Annotated in this window: 16 protein-coding genes and 5 tRNA genes; 1 reads left to right on the top strand and 20 read right to left on the bottom strand. The window is 37.2% G+C overall.

Annotation, left to right across the window (positions count from 1 at the left end; translation table 11 throughout):
- Nucleotides 1–11: 11 nt before the first annotated feature.
- Complete coding sequence (locus KH286_RS01125) at nt 12–737, bottom strand: segregation and condensation protein A (RefSeq protein WP_024061798.1); 726 nt, start codon at nt 735–737, stop codon at nt 12–14.
- A 169-nt stretch (nt 738–906) separates the two neighbouring features.
- On the opposite strand from KH286_RS01125, the gene KH286_RS01120 reads away from it, so the two are divergent.
- Nucleotides 907–2739: a phosphoethanolamine transferase gene (locus KH286_RS01120; protein ID WP_024061797.1), complete on the top strand. Its 1833-nt coding sequence runs from the start codon at nt 907–909 to the stop codon at nt 2737–2739.
- Between the two features lie 94 nt (nt 2740–2833).
- Here KH286_RS01120 and KH286_RS01115 read toward each other — a convergent pair whose 3' ends face one another.
- From KH286_RS01115 to KH286_RS01025, 19 genes are all read right to left on the bottom strand, one after another.
- Nucleotides 2834–3289 carry a DUF523 domain-containing protein gene (locus KH286_RS01115; RefSeq protein WP_120054741.1) on the bottom strand — a complete coding sequence of 152 codons (456 nt, stop codon included), beginning with the start codon at nt 3287–3289 and terminating at the stop codon, nt 2834–2836.
- 106 nt (nt 3290–3395) lie between these two features.
- Nucleotides 3396–3484: transfer RNA gene (locus KH286_RS01110), tRNA-Leu, on the bottom strand.
- A gap of 14 nt (nt 3485–3498) precedes the next feature.
- Nucleotides 3499–3573, bottom strand: a tRNA-Cys gene (locus tag KH286_RS01105).
- A 9-nt stretch (nt 3574–3582) separates the two neighbouring features.
- Nucleotides 3583–3657, bottom strand: a tRNA-Gly gene (locus tag KH286_RS01100).
- A 7-nt stretch (nt 3658–3664) separates the two neighbouring features.
- Nucleotides 3665–3740 (bottom strand) — tRNA-Phe (locus KH286_RS01095).
- 5 nt (nt 3741–3745) lie between these two features.
- Nucleotides 3746–3821: transfer RNA gene (locus tag KH286_RS01090), tRNA-Asp, on the bottom strand.
- Nucleotides 3822–3871: 50 nt separating this feature from the next.
- Nucleotides 3872–4468, bottom strand: a complete 597-nt coding sequence (locus KH286_RS01085) for an MBL fold metallo-hydrolase (protein ID WP_021148086.1) — start codon at nt 4466–4468, stop codon at nt 3872–3874.
- A gap of 15 nt (nt 4469–4483) precedes the next feature.
- Entirely contained in the window at nt 4484–5971 is a 1488-nt protein-coding gene (locus tag KH286_RS01080; protein ID WP_120054740.1) for a TrkH family potassium uptake protein, read from the bottom strand.
- Between the two features lie 12 nt (nt 5972–5983).
- Nucleotides 5984–7324, bottom strand: coding sequence for a Trk system potassium transporter TrkA (gene trkA, locus KH286_RS01075; protein WP_008713810.1), 1341 nt, complete (start codon nt 7322–7324; stop codon nt 5984–5986).
- A gap of 5 nt (nt 7325–7329) precedes the next feature.
- On the bottom strand, nt 7330–8238 hold the full coding sequence (locus KH286_RS01070; RefSeq protein WP_024061794.1) for a CvfB family protein: 909 nt from the start codon (nt 8236–8238) through the stop codon (nt 7330–7332).
- A 1-nt stretch (nt 8239) separates the two neighbouring features.
- A complete protein-coding gene (rsfS, locus tag KH286_RS01065) occupies nt 8240–8602 on the bottom strand; it encodes a ribosome silencing factor (protein ID WP_021148083.1) in 363 nt (120 codons plus the stop codon).
- 16 nt (nt 8603–8618) lie between these two features.
- The gene (locus KH286_RS01060; RefSeq protein ID WP_278617525.1) at nt 8619–9740 is read right to left on the bottom strand and encodes an LCP family protein; all 1122 of its coding nucleotides are present in this window, start codon (nt 9738–9740) and stop codon (nt 8619–8621) included.
- A gap of 12 nt (nt 9741–9752) precedes the next feature.
- Nucleotides 9753–10322: a bis(5'-nucleosyl)-tetraphosphatase (symmetrical) YqeK gene (gene yqeK, locus KH286_RS01055; protein WP_004693186.1), complete on the bottom strand. Its 570-nt coding sequence runs from the start codon at nt 10320–10322 to the stop codon at nt 9753–9755.
- A gap of 3 nt (nt 10323–10325) precedes the next feature.
- Nucleotides 10326–10940 carry a nicotinate-nucleotide adenylyltransferase gene (gene nadD / locus KH286_RS01050; RefSeq protein ID WP_004693184.1) on the bottom strand — a complete coding sequence of 205 codons (615 nt, stop codon included), beginning with the start codon at nt 10938–10940 and terminating at the stop codon, nt 10326–10328.
- Between the two features lie 139 nt (nt 10941–11079).
- A complete protein-coding gene (locus KH286_RS01045) occupies nt 11080–12339 on the bottom strand; it encodes a glutamate-5-semialdehyde dehydrogenase (protein ID WP_278617524.1) in 1260 nt (419 codons plus the stop codon).
- 9 nt (nt 12340–12348) lie between these two features.
- A complete protein-coding gene (gene proB / locus KH286_RS01040; RefSeq protein ID WP_004693178.1) occupies nt 12349–13470 on the bottom strand; it encodes a glutamate 5-kinase in 1122 nt (373 codons plus the stop codon).
- Between the two features lie 71 nt (nt 13471–13541).
- A complete protein-coding gene (yhbY, locus tag KH286_RS01035; RefSeq protein ID WP_004693176.1) occupies nt 13542–13826 on the bottom strand; it encodes a ribosome assembly RNA-binding protein YhbY in 285 nt (94 codons plus the stop codon).
- An 8-nt stretch (nt 13827–13834) separates the two neighbouring features.
- The gene (gene obgE / locus KH286_RS01030; RefSeq protein ID WP_004693173.1) at nt 13835–15106 is read right to left on the bottom strand and encodes a GTPase ObgE; all 1272 of its coding nucleotides are present in this window, start codon (nt 15104–15106) and stop codon (nt 13835–13837) included.
- A 17-nt stretch (nt 15107–15123) separates the two neighbouring features.
- A complete protein-coding gene (locus tag KH286_RS01025) occupies nt 15124–16263 on the bottom strand; it encodes a S41 family peptidase (protein WP_008600791.1) in 1140 nt (379 codons plus the stop codon).
- Nucleotide 16264 lies beyond the last annotated feature (1 nt).

Here is a 16264-nt window from a genome sequence, read left to right as displayed (position 1 = left end):
TGGCCCCCTTTCTACACGGCCCTCTCTAAGGTAGCAGTGAATATAATATCATCATCTTCATAGCGCATTTCCATAACTTGTTGTTTTAATAATTCTAAAACAGCCATAAAGATAGTTACCATACCACTTTTCGTATCAATTGCTACTAATAACTCCCTAAAATATAGACATTCGCCACGATGTATACGACTAGACAAGGATATAATCATGTCCTCTAAACTATACGTATCCTTTTCAACCTTTACCTCACGAATTGTCTCTTCTTCTGGTAACTCTTTAGCCCGTTTTATAGTTTGATAAAAAATTTGATATAACTGTGAAAGTTCCAAATTATATACACTATCTAATCCAAGCACACTCGTTTCTTCAGGACGACTAAATATATTCGCAGATACAGCGGTACGCTCCATTAATAGAGATGTAATATCCTTAATTTTCTTAAATTCTACTAATTTTGCTACCAACTCGTCACGTGGATCCTCTGCTTCATCAGGCTCAGGTTCAGCCTTAGGTAATAACATGCGTGATTTAATCTGTAATAAGGTAGATGCCATAACAAGAAATTCACTACTATAATGAATATCAAAATGGTTCCAATTGTCTAGATATGCCAAGTATTGACTCGTTATTTCAACGATAGGAATATCGGTAATTTCTATTTTATGTTTTTCAATGAGATGCAAGAGCAGATCAAGGGGACCTTCAAAAACGTCCAACTTGTAGTTATAATCTCCCATAAAACCCAATCCTCAGAAAAAATGTTTTTAACTATATAATTATAAAGCATTTATAGTAGTACTTTCAAATAATTGTTTTTTTTACACTCATCTGCTATCTTTATTATTGTAATTATTTTATATTAAAAAAAGATACGTTATTGTGTATTCCTTTTAGAGAGGATTTATTATGTCATCGAGTGTGAGGCAAATTGGGCGAAATCCAATTTTTCGCTTTGGTATTATAGGTATTGTTTTATATATCATCTTATTTTTAATTTATGAGCCCATAACCTTAGGGCTTGATGTAGAGGATATTACGATTTTAGCTGTACCAACAATTGTAGGTACCTTTTTATTTCAATATTTTATGGGGTGTACGGTTTTCCACAGGCCTTTTTTAGGGTATGGCCTAGTCGGAATCTTATGGGCACTTACCTTTCCTCTTTTATTCCATTGGTCCTATGTGAAGCCATTATACTTCTATGAATTTGCTAATGATTTTTTATTTGGCTTATTAATTTTCATGGGATTATCAGGCATTCAGTTTTTACTGAACCAAACAAATCGCTTCCATAAAACAACATCCTTAATCATGGCTATCATTTCCATGATCTTGAGCTTAATACCATTCTTACAAATTGGCTATTACATGACTACTTGGCATTGCTTAACGCCAGCCAGTCTGCTAGCCGTATATATGACCAATCCAGAAGAAGCATTTGGTTTTTTAAAGAATGCAGCTGGAATACCTGGTCTTATAACAATAAGTATTGGTCTTATCTTATGGACTTATTTATTGTACTGGTCTAACTTAGGGATGAAAGCAGTAGTAAACTTAAATACTACACGCCCTATGCGCTCAGCTATGCTTATCGCATCCCTTGTAGCTTTTTTAGTATATGTACCATTCTTTTTGTTCCCACAAACCTGTATTGTGGCGAACTGGATTGCTGCAGGCGATTATGTAAAACAAATGCAACAATATAATGATAATCACCACTTAGTATTTGATTCCTTTAATTTAGACACAAAGGAAACAGCGGTGAACAAAACACCTGGTACTATTATTCTAGTCATTGGAGAATCTAGTTCTCGAGATTATATGAAAGTATATAATCCAAACTTCCCATATGACGATACTCCATGGCAAGGCAATATGCGTTCGGACAATAAAGACTTTGTCTTCTTTGATAATGCCTATTCATCGTACGTACAAACAGTACCAACCTTGGAGCGTGCACTATCTGAACGAAATCAATATGATGATAAACCATTTCTTGATTCAGCCAATATCTTAGATATTGCTAAAAAAGCGGGATACACGACTTCTTGGTTTAGCAATCAAGGTGTATTCGGTGAATATGATACAGCTATTTCATTAATGGCTAAGACTGCAGACACAACAAAATGGGCCCATGAATCTTATGCATTCTCAGATCGATATGATGAAGCTCTATTGCCATTATTAGAAACTGTAGATCCTACCAAAAACAACTTTATCGTTATACATATTATGGGTAGTCATATTTATTACAATGACCGTTACCCTCATGAATTTAGCAAGTGGAAACAAGGTCCGTATCCTGATGGTCAAGAAGCATATGCTAACAGCCAATTATACACAGACTGGTTATTACAACAAATTTACAATTATGGCAAAGACAAATTAAACTTACAAGCCATGGTGTATTTCTCCGATCACGGTGAAAGTTTAGACAAATCGCATAACCCTGATACATTTGATTTTGTTATGACACATATTCCATTCTGGGTATACCTATCTCCACAATATCGCTCAACCTATCCACAGACTGCTGAGGTACTTGCAAAACACGAGCATCAATTCTTTACTAATGATTTGCTATACGATACATTAGTTGGTCTCATGCATGCTCCAAGTCAACGATATGATGCAACACGAGATTTTAGTAATGCTCAATATCGATTTAATCTACATAACTTAACTACATTACTTGGTGAACAACCATTAGCAAATGATCCTGTTAATGCAAACAAGTAGTCTTTAATTAATATTGTAGCCATTATTTTTCTATTATATTGAGTTATTTTACTAGTAAAATAACTTGATATAATCAAAAAGAGATGAGTTAAACTCATCTCTTTTTTTTTGCAAGTAAAAGCTCTATATCATTTTCAGTATAAATTGTTATATTCTTTTCAAGTAGAGCCTCTACAGTACATCCATGGCCATTTTTCATTGTTCTAGTAAAAGTTCCATCATAAATGCGCTTATATCCACAGCTAGGACTTTTCGCCTTCATCAAAGCTTGCTTGCAACCATATTTTAGTGCAATATCAACTGTTAATTGAGCACCTCTTACAAACTCATCGGTAACATCAGCTCCATTAACAGTACATATACGTTCACCCTGCCGCTCCGCAGGATCACGAGGCGTACTAAGTCCCCCTAACACTTCCGGACATACAGGTACTAATTCATAATATTCCTTTAGAGCCTCTATCGTTTCTATATAATTGTCTTTGCCATCATATCGACAAGGTACACCAAATAGGCATTCACTAATTAATAACTTAGGTTTCTTATTCATAGATTTATCTATCTCTTATATATTTATACGTAACTTATAGTAATAATTTTCACAAATCGTTTTAATTGTATATAAGAAAAAAGACTAACCATAAGTTAGTCTTAATTGGTGCCGAGGACCGGAATCGAACCGGTACGGTTGTTTCCAACCGACGGATTTTAAGTCCGTTGCGTCTGCCTGTTCCGCCACCCCGGCATGGGTAACGATTGTGGAGGCGGCACCCAGAATCGAACTGGGGAATAAAGGTTTTGCAGACCTCTGCCTTACCGCTTGGCTATGCCGCCATATAAAATTGGAGCGGGAAACGAGATTCGAACTCGCGACCCCCGCCTTGGCAAGGCGGTGCTCTACCGCTGAGCTATTCCCGCATATAAATGGTGCCTCAGGACAGAATCGAACTGTCGACACACGGATTTTCAGTCCGTTGCTCTACCAACTGAGCTACCGAGGCATAAATGGCGACCCCGATCAGATTTGAACTGACGATCTTCGCCGTGACAGGGCGACATGTTAACCGCTACACCACGGGGCCGTAACCAAAGTACTTGCTTAGTATATCGGTTATCAGGACTTTTGTCAACACTATACTACAATATTTTTAATAAATTCTTCCTCATTTTTTAATATGGTAGATTCCCTATGTCCTGGCTCAACAATCAAATCCTTGGACAAAGTTAAAAGATATTTCAAACTCTTAATCAAATCAGCTGGATCACTTTTATAATTATCTGTATTTCCCACATTTTGCTTAAATAAGGTATCACCAGTAAATAGATACCCTTCAATTTCTAAACAAACCGATCCCGCACTATGCCCAGGTGTATGATGAACTAATATATCAAAAGGATCTAAATTTAATTGCCCCTCTACTAAATCATTACAATGTGTATACATTTTTTTCTTATATACACTTGGTCTCCGTCGAATTAACTGTAACAACTCTTGATCTAAAGGATGTAAATAAGCGGGAATATTATAATGTGTACACACTTCATCCAAGGCTGACACATGATCACAATGACCATGTGTCAATAAAACTGCTATGGGTTCAGAATCTGCAACCATATCAATAATATGGTTACAATGAAAGCCCGGATCAATAATTATAGATTTTCCCTCTTTGATAAGCACATAACAATTTGCTTTATAAAGCCCTAGAGGACGTTTTATAACTTCCATATAGTTCCCGCCCTCCTATAGAATACGATATCGTTTAGGAACCTCTTTTTTAATAAAATACCCTTCCCAAAACTGAGGGTGAAGCATAACTAAAATCGTAAATAACTCCAAACGACCTAGTAACATGTCTACAATAGCAATACATTTAGCAGTATCCGGCATAACATTAAAGGAATCAGTAGGACCAAAGCCACCAAACCCTAGTCCTACATTGCTAAGAAAGGCCGTAACCACTTGCATAGAATCATATGTATTAAGACCAGTACAAGTCATTAGAAAAACAGATATCACATAAATCATTAAATATAAAAATAAAAATTGATGTGTCATCTGGATCCATTTAGTAGGCATCGGTTTGCCATTAATACGTACTACTTGAACCATATCAGGATGAATTGATTTTCGCAGATAAATTATAGAACTCTTAATCAAAATAATAAGTCGTATAATTTTTACACCGCCCGTTGTAGAACCACTACAACCACCAAAAAATGTACAAATAAATAACATCATCTGTGCTGCAGCAGGCCACAAATCATAATCACTAATAGCAAAACCACTACCAGTTTGAAGCGAAACTAAATTAAAGGCAGCATTTCTAACAATCTCTAAAGGACTAGAATAGCTAGATTGTAATGCTAGAGATATTGATACAATGGCAATACCAATAAACACTACAAGCCAGTACATACGTGTTTCAAAATCATTAATTAAAACGCGAATTCCTTTTTGAAGTGCATTGTAATACACAGAGAAATTGCCACCAGCAAGAAACATAAAGAATATAAATACGAAACAAATATAATTACTTTGTTCATAAATAAAAGCCCCTGCTGATGTCGGTGCAAATCCACCTGTGGCAATAATAGAAAAGGCATAGTTTAACGCATCAAAAGGTTCAATGCCGCCAGCCCACAGCATAAGAAAGCAAAGAGCAGTAAAGGCAATATACAACTGCCAAAGCTTGGTGGCCATTGATTGAATACGTGGCATTACAACGCCAGGCTTTGGTACAGATGCCTCTGCATTAAAGAAATGTGCTGCATCTGCTCCTAAATTCTTTAAAAATGATAAGATAAGGACGATGATCCCCATCCCTCCAACCCAGTGCATAAGACCACGCCACAATACAAATGTGTTTGGTAACGCATCAACACTATAAATAATAGTTGCACCAGTTGCAGTAATACCCGAAGTGGCTTCAAATAAAGCATCAAAAACATTAGTCAATATGCCACTCCCCAAAAAAGGTAAAGCCCCCAAAATAACCGTGAATATCCAAGTAGAGGATACAACTAAGAACCCATCACGAATACTAAAGCTTTGACTTTCACAACCGTAATAAGATAAAAGCGTCCCCAAAACTAAAGAAAGGCTTGTAGTTATAAGGAATGACCAATATGCAGTTTCAAATACAACACTGTATATAAAAGGGATTAAAGTAAAAACCCCAAATATATAGAGTAGTCGACCCACTAAGGACATAACGATTTGAATTCGCATAGCCCCTCCTTACTAAGTAAGATATTTAAGCAATTTGCTTACCGATTCAGGTAATGTAAAGAGAACGATATGATCACCATCTAAAATTTGAGTATTACCACGAGGTACGATAGCTTCATTTTCCCGTAAAATTACACCTACTAAGGCCTTCCCAGGTAAACGTATATCTTTCAATTGTTTACCTGCCACAGGCGATTCATTGGTAATTTCAATTTCGATAGATTCGGCTTTACCACCTTCAAAGGTGGAAATAGATACAACCCCTTCTCCACTTCGTACAAAGCGCAAAATTTGACTTGCTGTTAATAAACGTGGAGAAAATACAACGTCAATACCTACTTGCTCCATCAGCATAATATATTCTGGCCGTCCCACACGAACAACGGTTTTTGGGATGCCCATATGCTTACCTACGAGTGCTACTAGTAAATTAAGTTTATCGTCATCAGTTAGAGCAATAATTACATCACTATCAGCAATTTCCTCAGCTTCAAGCAAATCAAAATCAGTGCCATCTCCATTGATAACCATAGCTTTATCCACTTGATTTGCCAGGTTCTCACAACGGTCAAAGTCTTTTTCAATAACCTTCACAGAAAAACCAGCTTTTTCTAGTAATACAGTTAAGTTCCGACCTAAGAGACCTGCCCCAATAATGACAGCCCGTTTATAGAATGTATTATAATTATGGAACCAAAGGTTCTCCACTTCAGAAACGGACTCTTTCAAACCTAGGAAAAATACACTATCATCAGCCTGTAATCGACTTTCACCATGAGGAATAATCATTTCACCATAGCGTAAAATACCAACTAACAGAACACCTTCAGGAAAGCGAATCTCTTTTAATGGCTGTCCTAATAGAGGAAATTCATTATTCAATTTGAATTCCATAAGGCGCACAGCACCCTGTCCGAACTCCTCAACATCTATAGCTGATGGTGTTTCTAAAATTCGTAATAACTCTTGAGCTGTAACCATTTCAGGATTGATGAAGAGATCAACACCTAATTGAGCTCGTATCTCCTCATCCATATGTTCCGCCACACTATTATCGCGAACGCGTGCAATAGTCGTAGGAACACCTTTTATTTTTGCTACCGAACAGGATAGCATATTAACCTCATCTGAATCAGTAACAGCAATAAACATACCAACATCAGACATATCGATTTCATTCAATAATTGAACATCACTGCCATTCCCTAGAACTAGACTAACATCTAACGTATTTTCAAGATTATGAATGCGTTCTGGAGAACGGTCGATGACATATACATCATGATCATCTTGAATAAGTCGTTGTGCTAATGAATAACCAACCTTACCAGCACCTACAATGACTATTTTCATTGACTTTATTCCTCATCTTGGGACTCATTATTAGCAGGCGGTGTCCACTGCCGACCTATGTCGGTAAGTAATGTCCACCCCTCCTCTTGAACAATCTTTTTCTCTTTCATTAAATGCCCCAAAGCACGTTTGAAGGCAGATTTGCTAATGTTAAATTTATCTTTAATCAACATAGCAGAAGATTCATCACTATAAGGCATCTTACCCCCACGATTTAACAGGTACCCCATGATAATATCTCCATCTGAAACAAGAGCCTTTTCCTTTGTAGGACGCATAGAGACATTAACGCGACCATCATCACGTTTGAAAGTAATACGGCCTTCAATCATTTCCCCTACTTTTAACTTTCTCGTCATTTCGGAACGATGCAAAAAGGCAATCCAACGCTCAGGGGTAATAAAAAAAGCCCCCTCACTAGTTAAATTATAGATTGCCCCCTTTACAAGTTGTCCTACCATAGCTTCTGTTGCAGCTTTAGAAGCACGACGCATTTCATCATCTACATCCATGGATACCGCCAAACGACCGGATTTATCAGTATATAGACGAACCCATACTTTTTCACCTACCTGAGGTCTACCACGCATCTCCGCATGAGGCATAAAGATACCACGTTCTGTACCTACCTCAACAAAACAACCAAAATTTGTAGTATTGATAACCTCAACATAACCAATTTGGCCAACCTTCATGGCTGGTAGACGCATAGAGGCAGTTAAACGACCTTTTGGATCTCGATATAAAAAAACCTCGACTTCATCTCCGATAGCCACAGGAGCAATTTGTTGATCTTTATGAAGCAATATATCATCATTAGTATTGCCAGTTTGACCATCTAAAAAAGCACCTTGATCACTAGTACGCAACACTTTTAATGTGGCAATTGTATTTTCCAACAATTCTGTAGCCATATTATACTCCTTCAAATGGAACTCGACCAGCATCATTCCACAATTCTTCTAGACTGTAGAATTCACGCAATTCATCACCACCAAAGACATGACAAATTATATCGCCAAAATCCAATAAGATCCATTCACCTTCACGATAACCTTCTCTATGCTGTACTGTTATACCTAATTCGGCTGCTTTATCTTCCATTTCATCAGCAATACTTTGAGATTGCTTACTATTATTTGCACTAACAATTAAGAAATAGTCGCCTAACATAGAAATTCCTTCTAAATCAAGAATCTCAATATCTCTCCCCTTTTTATCAAATGCAGCTTGTGCAAGCTCTAATACGATTTGTTTAATATCTTCTTTCTTTTTCATTATTTAGCCTCTTATCTTATCGCTTACTACCGCTCTCCTCACCAGGTTCTGTTGGCTTTGTAATAGTGCCACCATTATGTTCTGATTCAGGTGCAACCTTCGACGTACTATTAGTTGGTGCAGATATAAATTGTGTCATTTCATTAGCTGGCAAATTACCCATTGTTATCCCTACTAAACGTTGAGCTTCCGTAGGGTTTACCTTCCAATAAGTCGTTTCACCTATAAGCTCTTTTTCTCCAGGAAGAATATAGAAATGAATTTCTTCCTTATTAATTTTGCTCGCATTGTATACCAACTTAATAGCATCTAAAGTAGAAATATTACTATCATAATGATCCCAAATACGCCAAATATGCCATGCATTTGTTAAGAAAAATGCATTATGTTCTTGTTCCACCCACAATTTTAGGAATCTTTCTTGTCGTTGCACACGAGTAAAGGTATCGTGTTTAGGATCTGAATATCGTAAATACGCTAAGGCATTATTACTATCTAAAGTTTGGTAACCACGTCGCAAATCAATATCTATATTGCCTTCTGCATCAATATGTTCCATCAGTTGTTCTACATAAATTTGCTGATTTCCTAACACATCATTAGTTTTCTTGAAGGCAGTTTGATTAACTACTACATAGTACGGGATTGAAATATGGAACATATCCTCAATAACAGCTTTAGTAAGTTCAATGCCTCCTTTTTCATAAATACTATTTAACATAGTCGCATCGGTTTGATCACGATTATCGATTTTACTATTACTTGGAATGCCGATAACGTCCATCGTTTTTTGATCAAGGTTTACAGATAATAGGAATAGACTATCACCTTGACTAGGATTATTGTCATCAGTGCCGATAACCAAAATATATAAAGGTTTATCTAAGCCTTTTTGCTCTACTGATACAGTATTTGCGTCCTGTTTATTTCCACTATCTGTCACGGCTTCAGTAGCTTCAGTAGTTCCTACAATTGCTCTATATGCATAAGATACACCACTATATATGCCATACCCTATCCCACCGAGCAAAGTGAAAACTACAACAATAGCCAAAATAACTCTAGGCCACTTCACAGATGGCTTTTGTTGACGTCTTTTTCTACGTCGGCGAGCTCTTGCACGTTCACGTTCGTCCATATAAAAACTCCATTATTTACAAGATTTTAATACATCATTACGACCAAGAATGGTCAAAGGATAAATTGAAAGATGTTGCTCAATAAGGTGGTTAATAGTATTGTCAAAACCAAGCAATACAGCCTTATTTAGATCTTTTTTAGCCACATTTCGAAGTTCATCAACACCTGGAAAATCACGATTGGGTTCAATATAATCTGCTAAGAATATAACTTTATCTAATTTAGACATTCCCACCTTACCAGTTGTATGAACACGAATAGCTTCTAAAATCTCTGAATCGGTTATAGAGAACTCAAGTTTAGCTCGAATCATACCTGCTAATCCATGTAAAAGATTACCATTGGCTAATAATTCTTCATCAGCTTTGTAATTATTCTCCTTCACCAAATCTTGCATCTCTTTCAAAGGCATTTCTTTAGCACAATCATGTAGCAATGCCGCTAATCGTGCTTTTTCTACATCAACATTATAAAGTTTAGCCAACTGAGTTGCGGATTCAACAACACCTAGAGTATGCTTAAAACGTTTTTTCCCCATCCATTGGCTTACCCTATGTTGTATTTCATCAAACGATAACATCATTTATTCCTTCCCATATATATGGTTTTCTTCTATATAATCCACTACACATTTAGGCAACATATAACGAACGGTCTTTCCAGACCGTAAGCGCTCTCGTAAATACGTAGCAGACAATTTCATTTCAGGCACTTCCATAACATGTATTTTTTCACGTGCTTTAGATCCTAACTCATCCAAAGTAGAATCAATAGCACTTGATCCATCTGGCCTAGTAGCTCCAATAAAATGAACCTCATCTATAAGTTCATCTATAAATTTCCAAGTCGGTAATGCACGAATAGTATCAGTCCCTGCAATAAAGTAAAATTCAACAGTAGGACCATATAGTTTTTTAAAATATTGAATCGTATCAACGGTATACGAAGGGCCTTCTCGGCGCATCTCTACATCAGAAATTTCAAAATTTGGATTATCCGAAACTGCGGCCGCCGTCATAGCATAGCGATGATGACTATCAATCACATCATGTTGCTTATGTGGTGGAATACGAGCAGGTACAAAGATAACCTTTTCTAAATTAAAGCTTTCACAAGCCACCTCTGCAATCATTAGATGACCTAAATGAATGGGATTAAATGTTCCACCAATTATACCTATACGACGTTTATCTACCATAATGTGGTCACTCCCTTAATGACAATGACACAAATAATGATGAATATGAGCAATGCTTTTATATAGGATATCCATTCATATCGTCCCTTTGGTGTTTGAATGTATCTATAGTATGCCCTTAAAAAATAATATAATTTCTTCACGTCCGTACTTGGCCTTCTCCAAATACAAAATATTTATAAGATGTTAGAGCCTGTAACCCCATAGGACCTCGAGCATGGAGTTTTTGTGTACTAATGCCAATCTCAGCACCAAAGCCAAACTCAAAGCCATCTGTAAAACGTGTAGATGCATTATGATACACAGTAGAGCAATCCACTAAATTCATAAACACATTAGCACGCATAGGTTCATCTGTGATAATAGCCTCAGAGTGATGTGTAGTATACCGATTCACATGATCAATAGCTTCTTCAAGATTTTCAACGATACGCACATTTAAGTCCATATCATTGTATTCTATGCTGAAAGACTCTTCTGTTAGAGGAATTGTATTTACCATATATTGAGCTACAGCCTCATCACCATGAATACGAACACCATATTCTAGTAGTGCTATATTAAGGCGTGGTAAAAACTCTCTAGCCACAGCTTGATGAACTAGTAAGGTTTCCATAGAGTTACATACAGATGGACGTTGGACTTTAGCATTGACTGCAATTTCTAAAGCCATCTCTAAATCAGCAAATTCATCAACAAAGGTATGACATACACCGCTACCAGTTTCAATAACAGGGATACTACTATCTTCTACAACACGACGAATAAGTCCAGCACCCCCACGTGGAATGATTACATCAATATATTCCCGTTGTTGTAAAAGTACTCCAACCAGATCTCGATCAAGCACCTCAACGAGTTGAATAGAGTCACCATTAATACCTAACGACTCTAAGGTATTCCGCATGATAGACACGATGATTTGATTCGTGTGAAATGCCTCCTTACCACCTCGTAAAATTGTAGCATTTGCTGTCTTTAAACAAAGAACACCTGCATCTATGGTTACATTAGGACGGGCTTCAAAGATAATACCAATTACACCAAAAGGTACGGATCGCTTTTCAATAATCAAACCATTAGGACGAGTGATTGTTTCTATAATGGAACCTACAGGACTTTCAAGAGCAGCCACTTGACGCACCCCTTCTGCCATTAAAGCAATGCGACTAGGTGTCAAAGTCAATCGATCTATCATAGTTCGAGGTAAATTATAGTCAACAGATTTTTCTAGGTCTAACTCATTAGCCGCCATAATTTCATCTGTTTGTGCTTCTACAGCATCAGCAATTGCTAACAATGCAGAATCTAAAGTTTCTTGGTCGAGTTGGGCTAATTCAAAAGATGCCGTTTTAGCTCTCTGGCCCATATCTTTACAAATTTTTTCATACTGGTTCATAGGATTTCCTCAGTGTAATAAAACTAGATTATTACGATGTACAGCCTCATCATAGGTCGTATTAATACCCAGAATCTCGGCTATATCATTTGTATTGTGACCTTTAATCGCCTTCATATCATCAATACTATAATTAATAAGTCCACGACCAATTTCCTTATGATCATGATAAATGGAAATTGTATCACCAGGTCCAAAAGTCCCCTCTACTTCAATAATACCAGCGGGCAGAATGCTAGCACCCTTATCTAAAACAGCGCGAGCACACCCGTCATCAATCGTAATGGAGCCTTTTAATCGTTTACCAAAAGCTAACCAATGATGTTTACCAGATAAACTTGCATCATGGGCTTCAAAGAGTGTCCCAATTTGTTCACCCTTACATACACGACGAACAGAATCCTCTACTTCACCTGAGGTAATAACCATTGGTACACCAGAATTTGTTGCCATATGAGCAGCTTTAATTTTTGTATACATACCACCCGTTCCCATATTAGAACCAGCACCACCTGCAATAGCATAGGTTTCATCGTTAATTTCAGAAACAGTTTCTATCAAAGTAGCATCTGGATTAGTGGCTGGGTTAGCTGTATATAAGCCTTCAATATCTGACAAAATGATAAGTAAATCTGCATCTACAATACCTGCAACAGTAGCAGATAATGTATCGTTATCACCGATTTTAAATTCTTCGATAGCAACCACGTCATTTTCATTAATAATAGGAATAACGTTAAGTTGCAATAAAGTATGTAATGTATTACGCAAGTTAAGATAACTATGTCGTCCAGTACTATCCTCTTTCGTTAAAAGAATTTGCCCTACGGTTCGACCATATTCTCGAAACATGCGCTCGTACATATGAATGAGAATACCTTGACCTACTGCAGCAGCTGCTTGTTTTAATACGAGATCTCTAGGCTTTTCTTTAAAGCCTAAAGGGGCAAGACCTGCACCAGTAGCACCAGAGGAAACAAGAATAATCTCTTTACCTTGATTAGCCAAATCTGATAATTGGCGCACTAATCTTTCAATACGCTCCAAATTTAAATGTCCGTTAGTGTAACAAAGCGTACTGCTACCAACTTTGACTACAATTCGTTTTGCATTAACGATGGCGCTGCGCATAGACTAACCTCCTAAGGTTGAAATTCTTAACTACGATGTATACAAATTTTTATGATCTACTAGATATAAAATTATTTTGGCAAAATGATTTTAGGTTCTTTTTTAGCTTTATATAAAACACCATTAAAACCAATCACTTGAACTAGTTCAGCGCCAAGCATATCTGCTAAGTCTTGAAAAATTGTCTTATCTTCAGGACTATTATTATGTAATTTAACCTTAATAAGCTCACGTGCTGTAATCGCTGCACGAGCACTATCTATAACGCTATCCTCTAAACCATTTTTACCAATTTGGACAACCGGTGGTATTGTAGCCGCCAATGAACGTAAATACCGTTTTTGTTTTCCTGTCATTATTACTCCTACTCTTGGAAAGTAAAGCGCTGATCGCCGATTACAACTTCATCACCGTCTTTACAGCCTTTTTCCTTCAATTTTGCATCAAGCTCCATAAAGCGCCAAATGCGTTGAAATCTACGAAGAGATTGATCATCGTCAAGATTTGTCATAGCTACTAATCGTTCAATACGTTTACCAGTAATGTAGAAAGCAGCATCATCACCACGAGTAATGACAAATTCTACATCTTGTTTTGCTTCGTATACAACTGTGTCATCATTTGCTTCAGGCTCTGGTTCGTAGTTTTCTACATAGTAGTAAGCTCGTTCCATAAGCTCTGACAAACCTTCACCACTTAAGGCGTTAATGAGAAATACTTCATAGCCTTTATCTTCAAAATATTTTTTTGTTTCGGGAATCGTCGTGTCATCAAAGACCATATCGATCTTATTGAGAGCTACAATTTGTTTCTTATTAGCCAATTTTTCAGAGTATTTACGTAACTCTTCATTAATCGCATCAAAGTCGACCTTAGGGTCTCGGCCTTCCATACCAGATACATCTAGAACATGAATTAAAATATTCGTACGTTCAACATGACGTAGAAAATTGTGACCTAAACCTACACCTTCACTAGCCCCTTCAATAAGGCCCGGAATATCGGCCAAAACAAAGCTACGATCTCCAGAAATTGTAACTACCCCAAGTACTGGTGTTAGTGTAGTAAAGTGATATGCTGCCACCTCTGGTTGAGCTTTAGATACTTTTCGCAAAATACTAGATTTACCAACAGATGGATAACCTAATAAACCTACATCAGCTAATACTTTAAGCTCTAATTGTAACCAGAATTCTTCACCAGGTTCACCCTTTTCTGCAAAGGTTGGTGCACGGTTAGCACTAGTTTGGAATCGAGCATTGCCACGGCCGCCACGACCACCTTTGGCAATAACAAAGGTATCGCCATCGTTGACAAGATCGCAAAAGATTTTTCCTGTTTCCTCATCTTTAATTACTGTACCCAATGGAACTGGAATGATAAGAGGATCGGAACCTCGACCGTGCTTATTAGAGCTTTCACCATTACCGCCAGCTGGTGCCTTAAACTGACGTTTATATCTAAAGTCTACAAGCGTATTAATATTCTTGTCAGCTTTAAAAACAACATCCGCACCTTTACCACCATCACCACCACTAGGGCCGCCATTTGGAACGTATTTTTCTCGACGGAAGCTGGACATACCATCCCCACCGTCACCAGCTTTAACAAAGACGCGCGCTCTATCTATAAACATAATTTAACTCCTATGCATTATTGCTGTAATAGCTCTAATGCTTTTTTAATTTGAATATCATCTAATGTACTAGATGGATGTACACCTTTTGGTAAATCGATTTCTACATCAGGTTTAATACCTGTTCCATCAATAACACGATCACTTGGCGTGTGGTACTTAGCAATAGTTACTTTAATTCCTTCATCATCTAAACTAGGGAAAATAGTTTGAACGGTACCTTTACCATATGTATTAGTACCTACGATAGTGCCTAATTTACGATCTTGAACAGCCCCTGCTATGATTTCTGATGCACTAGCAGAGCCCTTATTAACTAAAACAACCAATGGCATAGCTACATCAGGTCCATCTGACTTATAAGTATCCTTTTTACCTGATCGATTTTGTACTGTTACGAGTGTACCTGGAGGCATAATATAGTTAGATATCTTTTCAGTAGTAGATAATAAACCGCCTGGATTATCTCGTAGGTCCAAGACAAGAGCCTTCATACCTTGAGATTGAAGCTCTTTATATTGAGTGGCAAAATCTTCTGCGGTATTTTCTGCAAACTGACTAATACGAATATATCCAACTGTGCTAGTAAGCATTTTACTTTTAACAGTAGGCAAAACTATGGATTCACGAGTGATATCAAAATGCAACTTTTCACCATTACGTTCAATATCTAGAGATACAGTAGTACCAGCTTCGCCACGAATACGAGAAGATGCTTCCTCTACCGGAATTTCAGTAGTGGATTGTCCATCGATAGCAATAATGTGGTCTCCAGGTTTAATTCCAGCTTTAAAAGCTGGTTGGTCTTCCATTACGCTAACTGCATATAGACCTTTATCATCAGTACCAAGGACCATACCAACACCAGCATATGTTGCAGATGTTTGCATTTTCATAGATTTATATTCTTCTGCATTTAAATAAACACTATGCGGTTCTCCCAAAGAGTCAATTAACCCCTTTAGCATACCATCATAAAGGGTAGTTTTAGCCATAGGTGTCATAAAAACTTGACTCGCAGTATAATAGGCTATAAATAATCTTGGTAGCCCCCAGAATGAACCGGAAAGATACCAAAATGTAAGCCACATAATAACAATGCCAGAGCCTATATATTTCAATAGACTCCATAACACTGTACGTGTATCAAATTTCATA

This window comes from Veillonella parvula, assembly GCF_018378075.1.
GTDB classification, from domain to species: Bacteria; Bacillota; Negativicutes; order Veillonellales; family Veillonellaceae; genus Veillonella; species Veillonella parvula_K.
Note: the sequence above shows the minus strand (reverse complement) of the source record. Positions and strands in the feature narration are given on the sequence as shown.

Coding starts and splice junctions, on each gene's coding strand:
- rsfS (WP_021148083.1), bottom strand. CDS start 8,602: ATGAAAAAGAAAGAAGATATTAAACAAATCGTATTAGAGCTTGCACAA.
- KH286_RS01085 (WP_021148086.1), bottom strand. CDS start 4,468: ATGGAAGTTATAAAACGTCCTCTAGGGCTTTATAAAGCAAATTGTTAT.
- KH286_RS01080 (WP_120054740.1), bottom strand. CDS start 5,971: ATGCGAATTCAAATCGTTATGTCCTTAGTGGGTCGACTACTCTATATA.
- yhbY (WP_004693176.1), bottom strand. CDS start 13,826: ATGACAGGAAAACAAAAACGGTATTTACGTTCATTGGCGGCTACAATA.
- KH286_RS01125 (WP_024061798.1), bottom strand. CDS start 737: ATGGGAGATTATAACTACAAGTTGGACGTTTTTGAAGGTCCCCTTGAT.
- nadD (WP_004693184.1), bottom strand. CDS start 10,940: ATGGTAGATAAACGTCGTATAGGTATAATTGGTGGAACATTTAATCCC.
- KH286_RS01120 (WP_024061797.1), top strand. CDS start 907: ATGTCATCGAGTGTGAGGCAAATTGGGCGAAATCCAATTTTTCGCTTT.
- KH286_RS01045 (WP_278617524.1), bottom strand. CDS start 12,339: ATGAACCAGTATGAAAAAATTTGTAAAGATATGGGCCAGAGAGCTAAA.
- obgE (WP_004693173.1), bottom strand. CDS start 15,106: ATGTTTATAGATAGAGCGCGCGTCTTTGTTAAAGCTGGTGACGGTGGG.
- KH286_RS01060 (WP_278617525.1), bottom strand. CDS start 9,740: ATGGACGAACGTGAACGTGCAAGAGCTCGCCGACGTAGAAAAAGACGT.
- KH286_RS01025 (WP_008600791.1), bottom strand. CDS start 16,263: ATGAAATTTGATACACGTACAGTGTTATGGAGTCTATTGAAATATATA.
- KH286_RS01070 (WP_024061794.1), bottom strand. CDS start 8,238: ATGGCTACAGAATTGTTGGAAAATACAATTGCCACATTAAAAGTGTTG.
- proB (WP_004693178.1), bottom strand. CDS start 13,470: ATGCGCAGCGCCATCGTTAATGCAAAACGAATTGTAGTCAAAGTTGGT.
- trkA (WP_008713810.1), bottom strand. CDS start 7,324: ATGAAAATAGTCATTGTAGGTGCTGGTAAGGTTGGTTATTCATTAGCA.
- yqeK (WP_004693186.1), bottom strand. CDS start 10,322: ATGTTATCGTTTGATGAAATACAACATAGGGTAAGCCAATGGATGGGG.
- KH286_RS01115 (WP_120054741.1), bottom strand. CDS start 3,289: ATGAATAAGAAACCTAAGTTATTAATTAGTGAATGCCTATTTGGTGTA.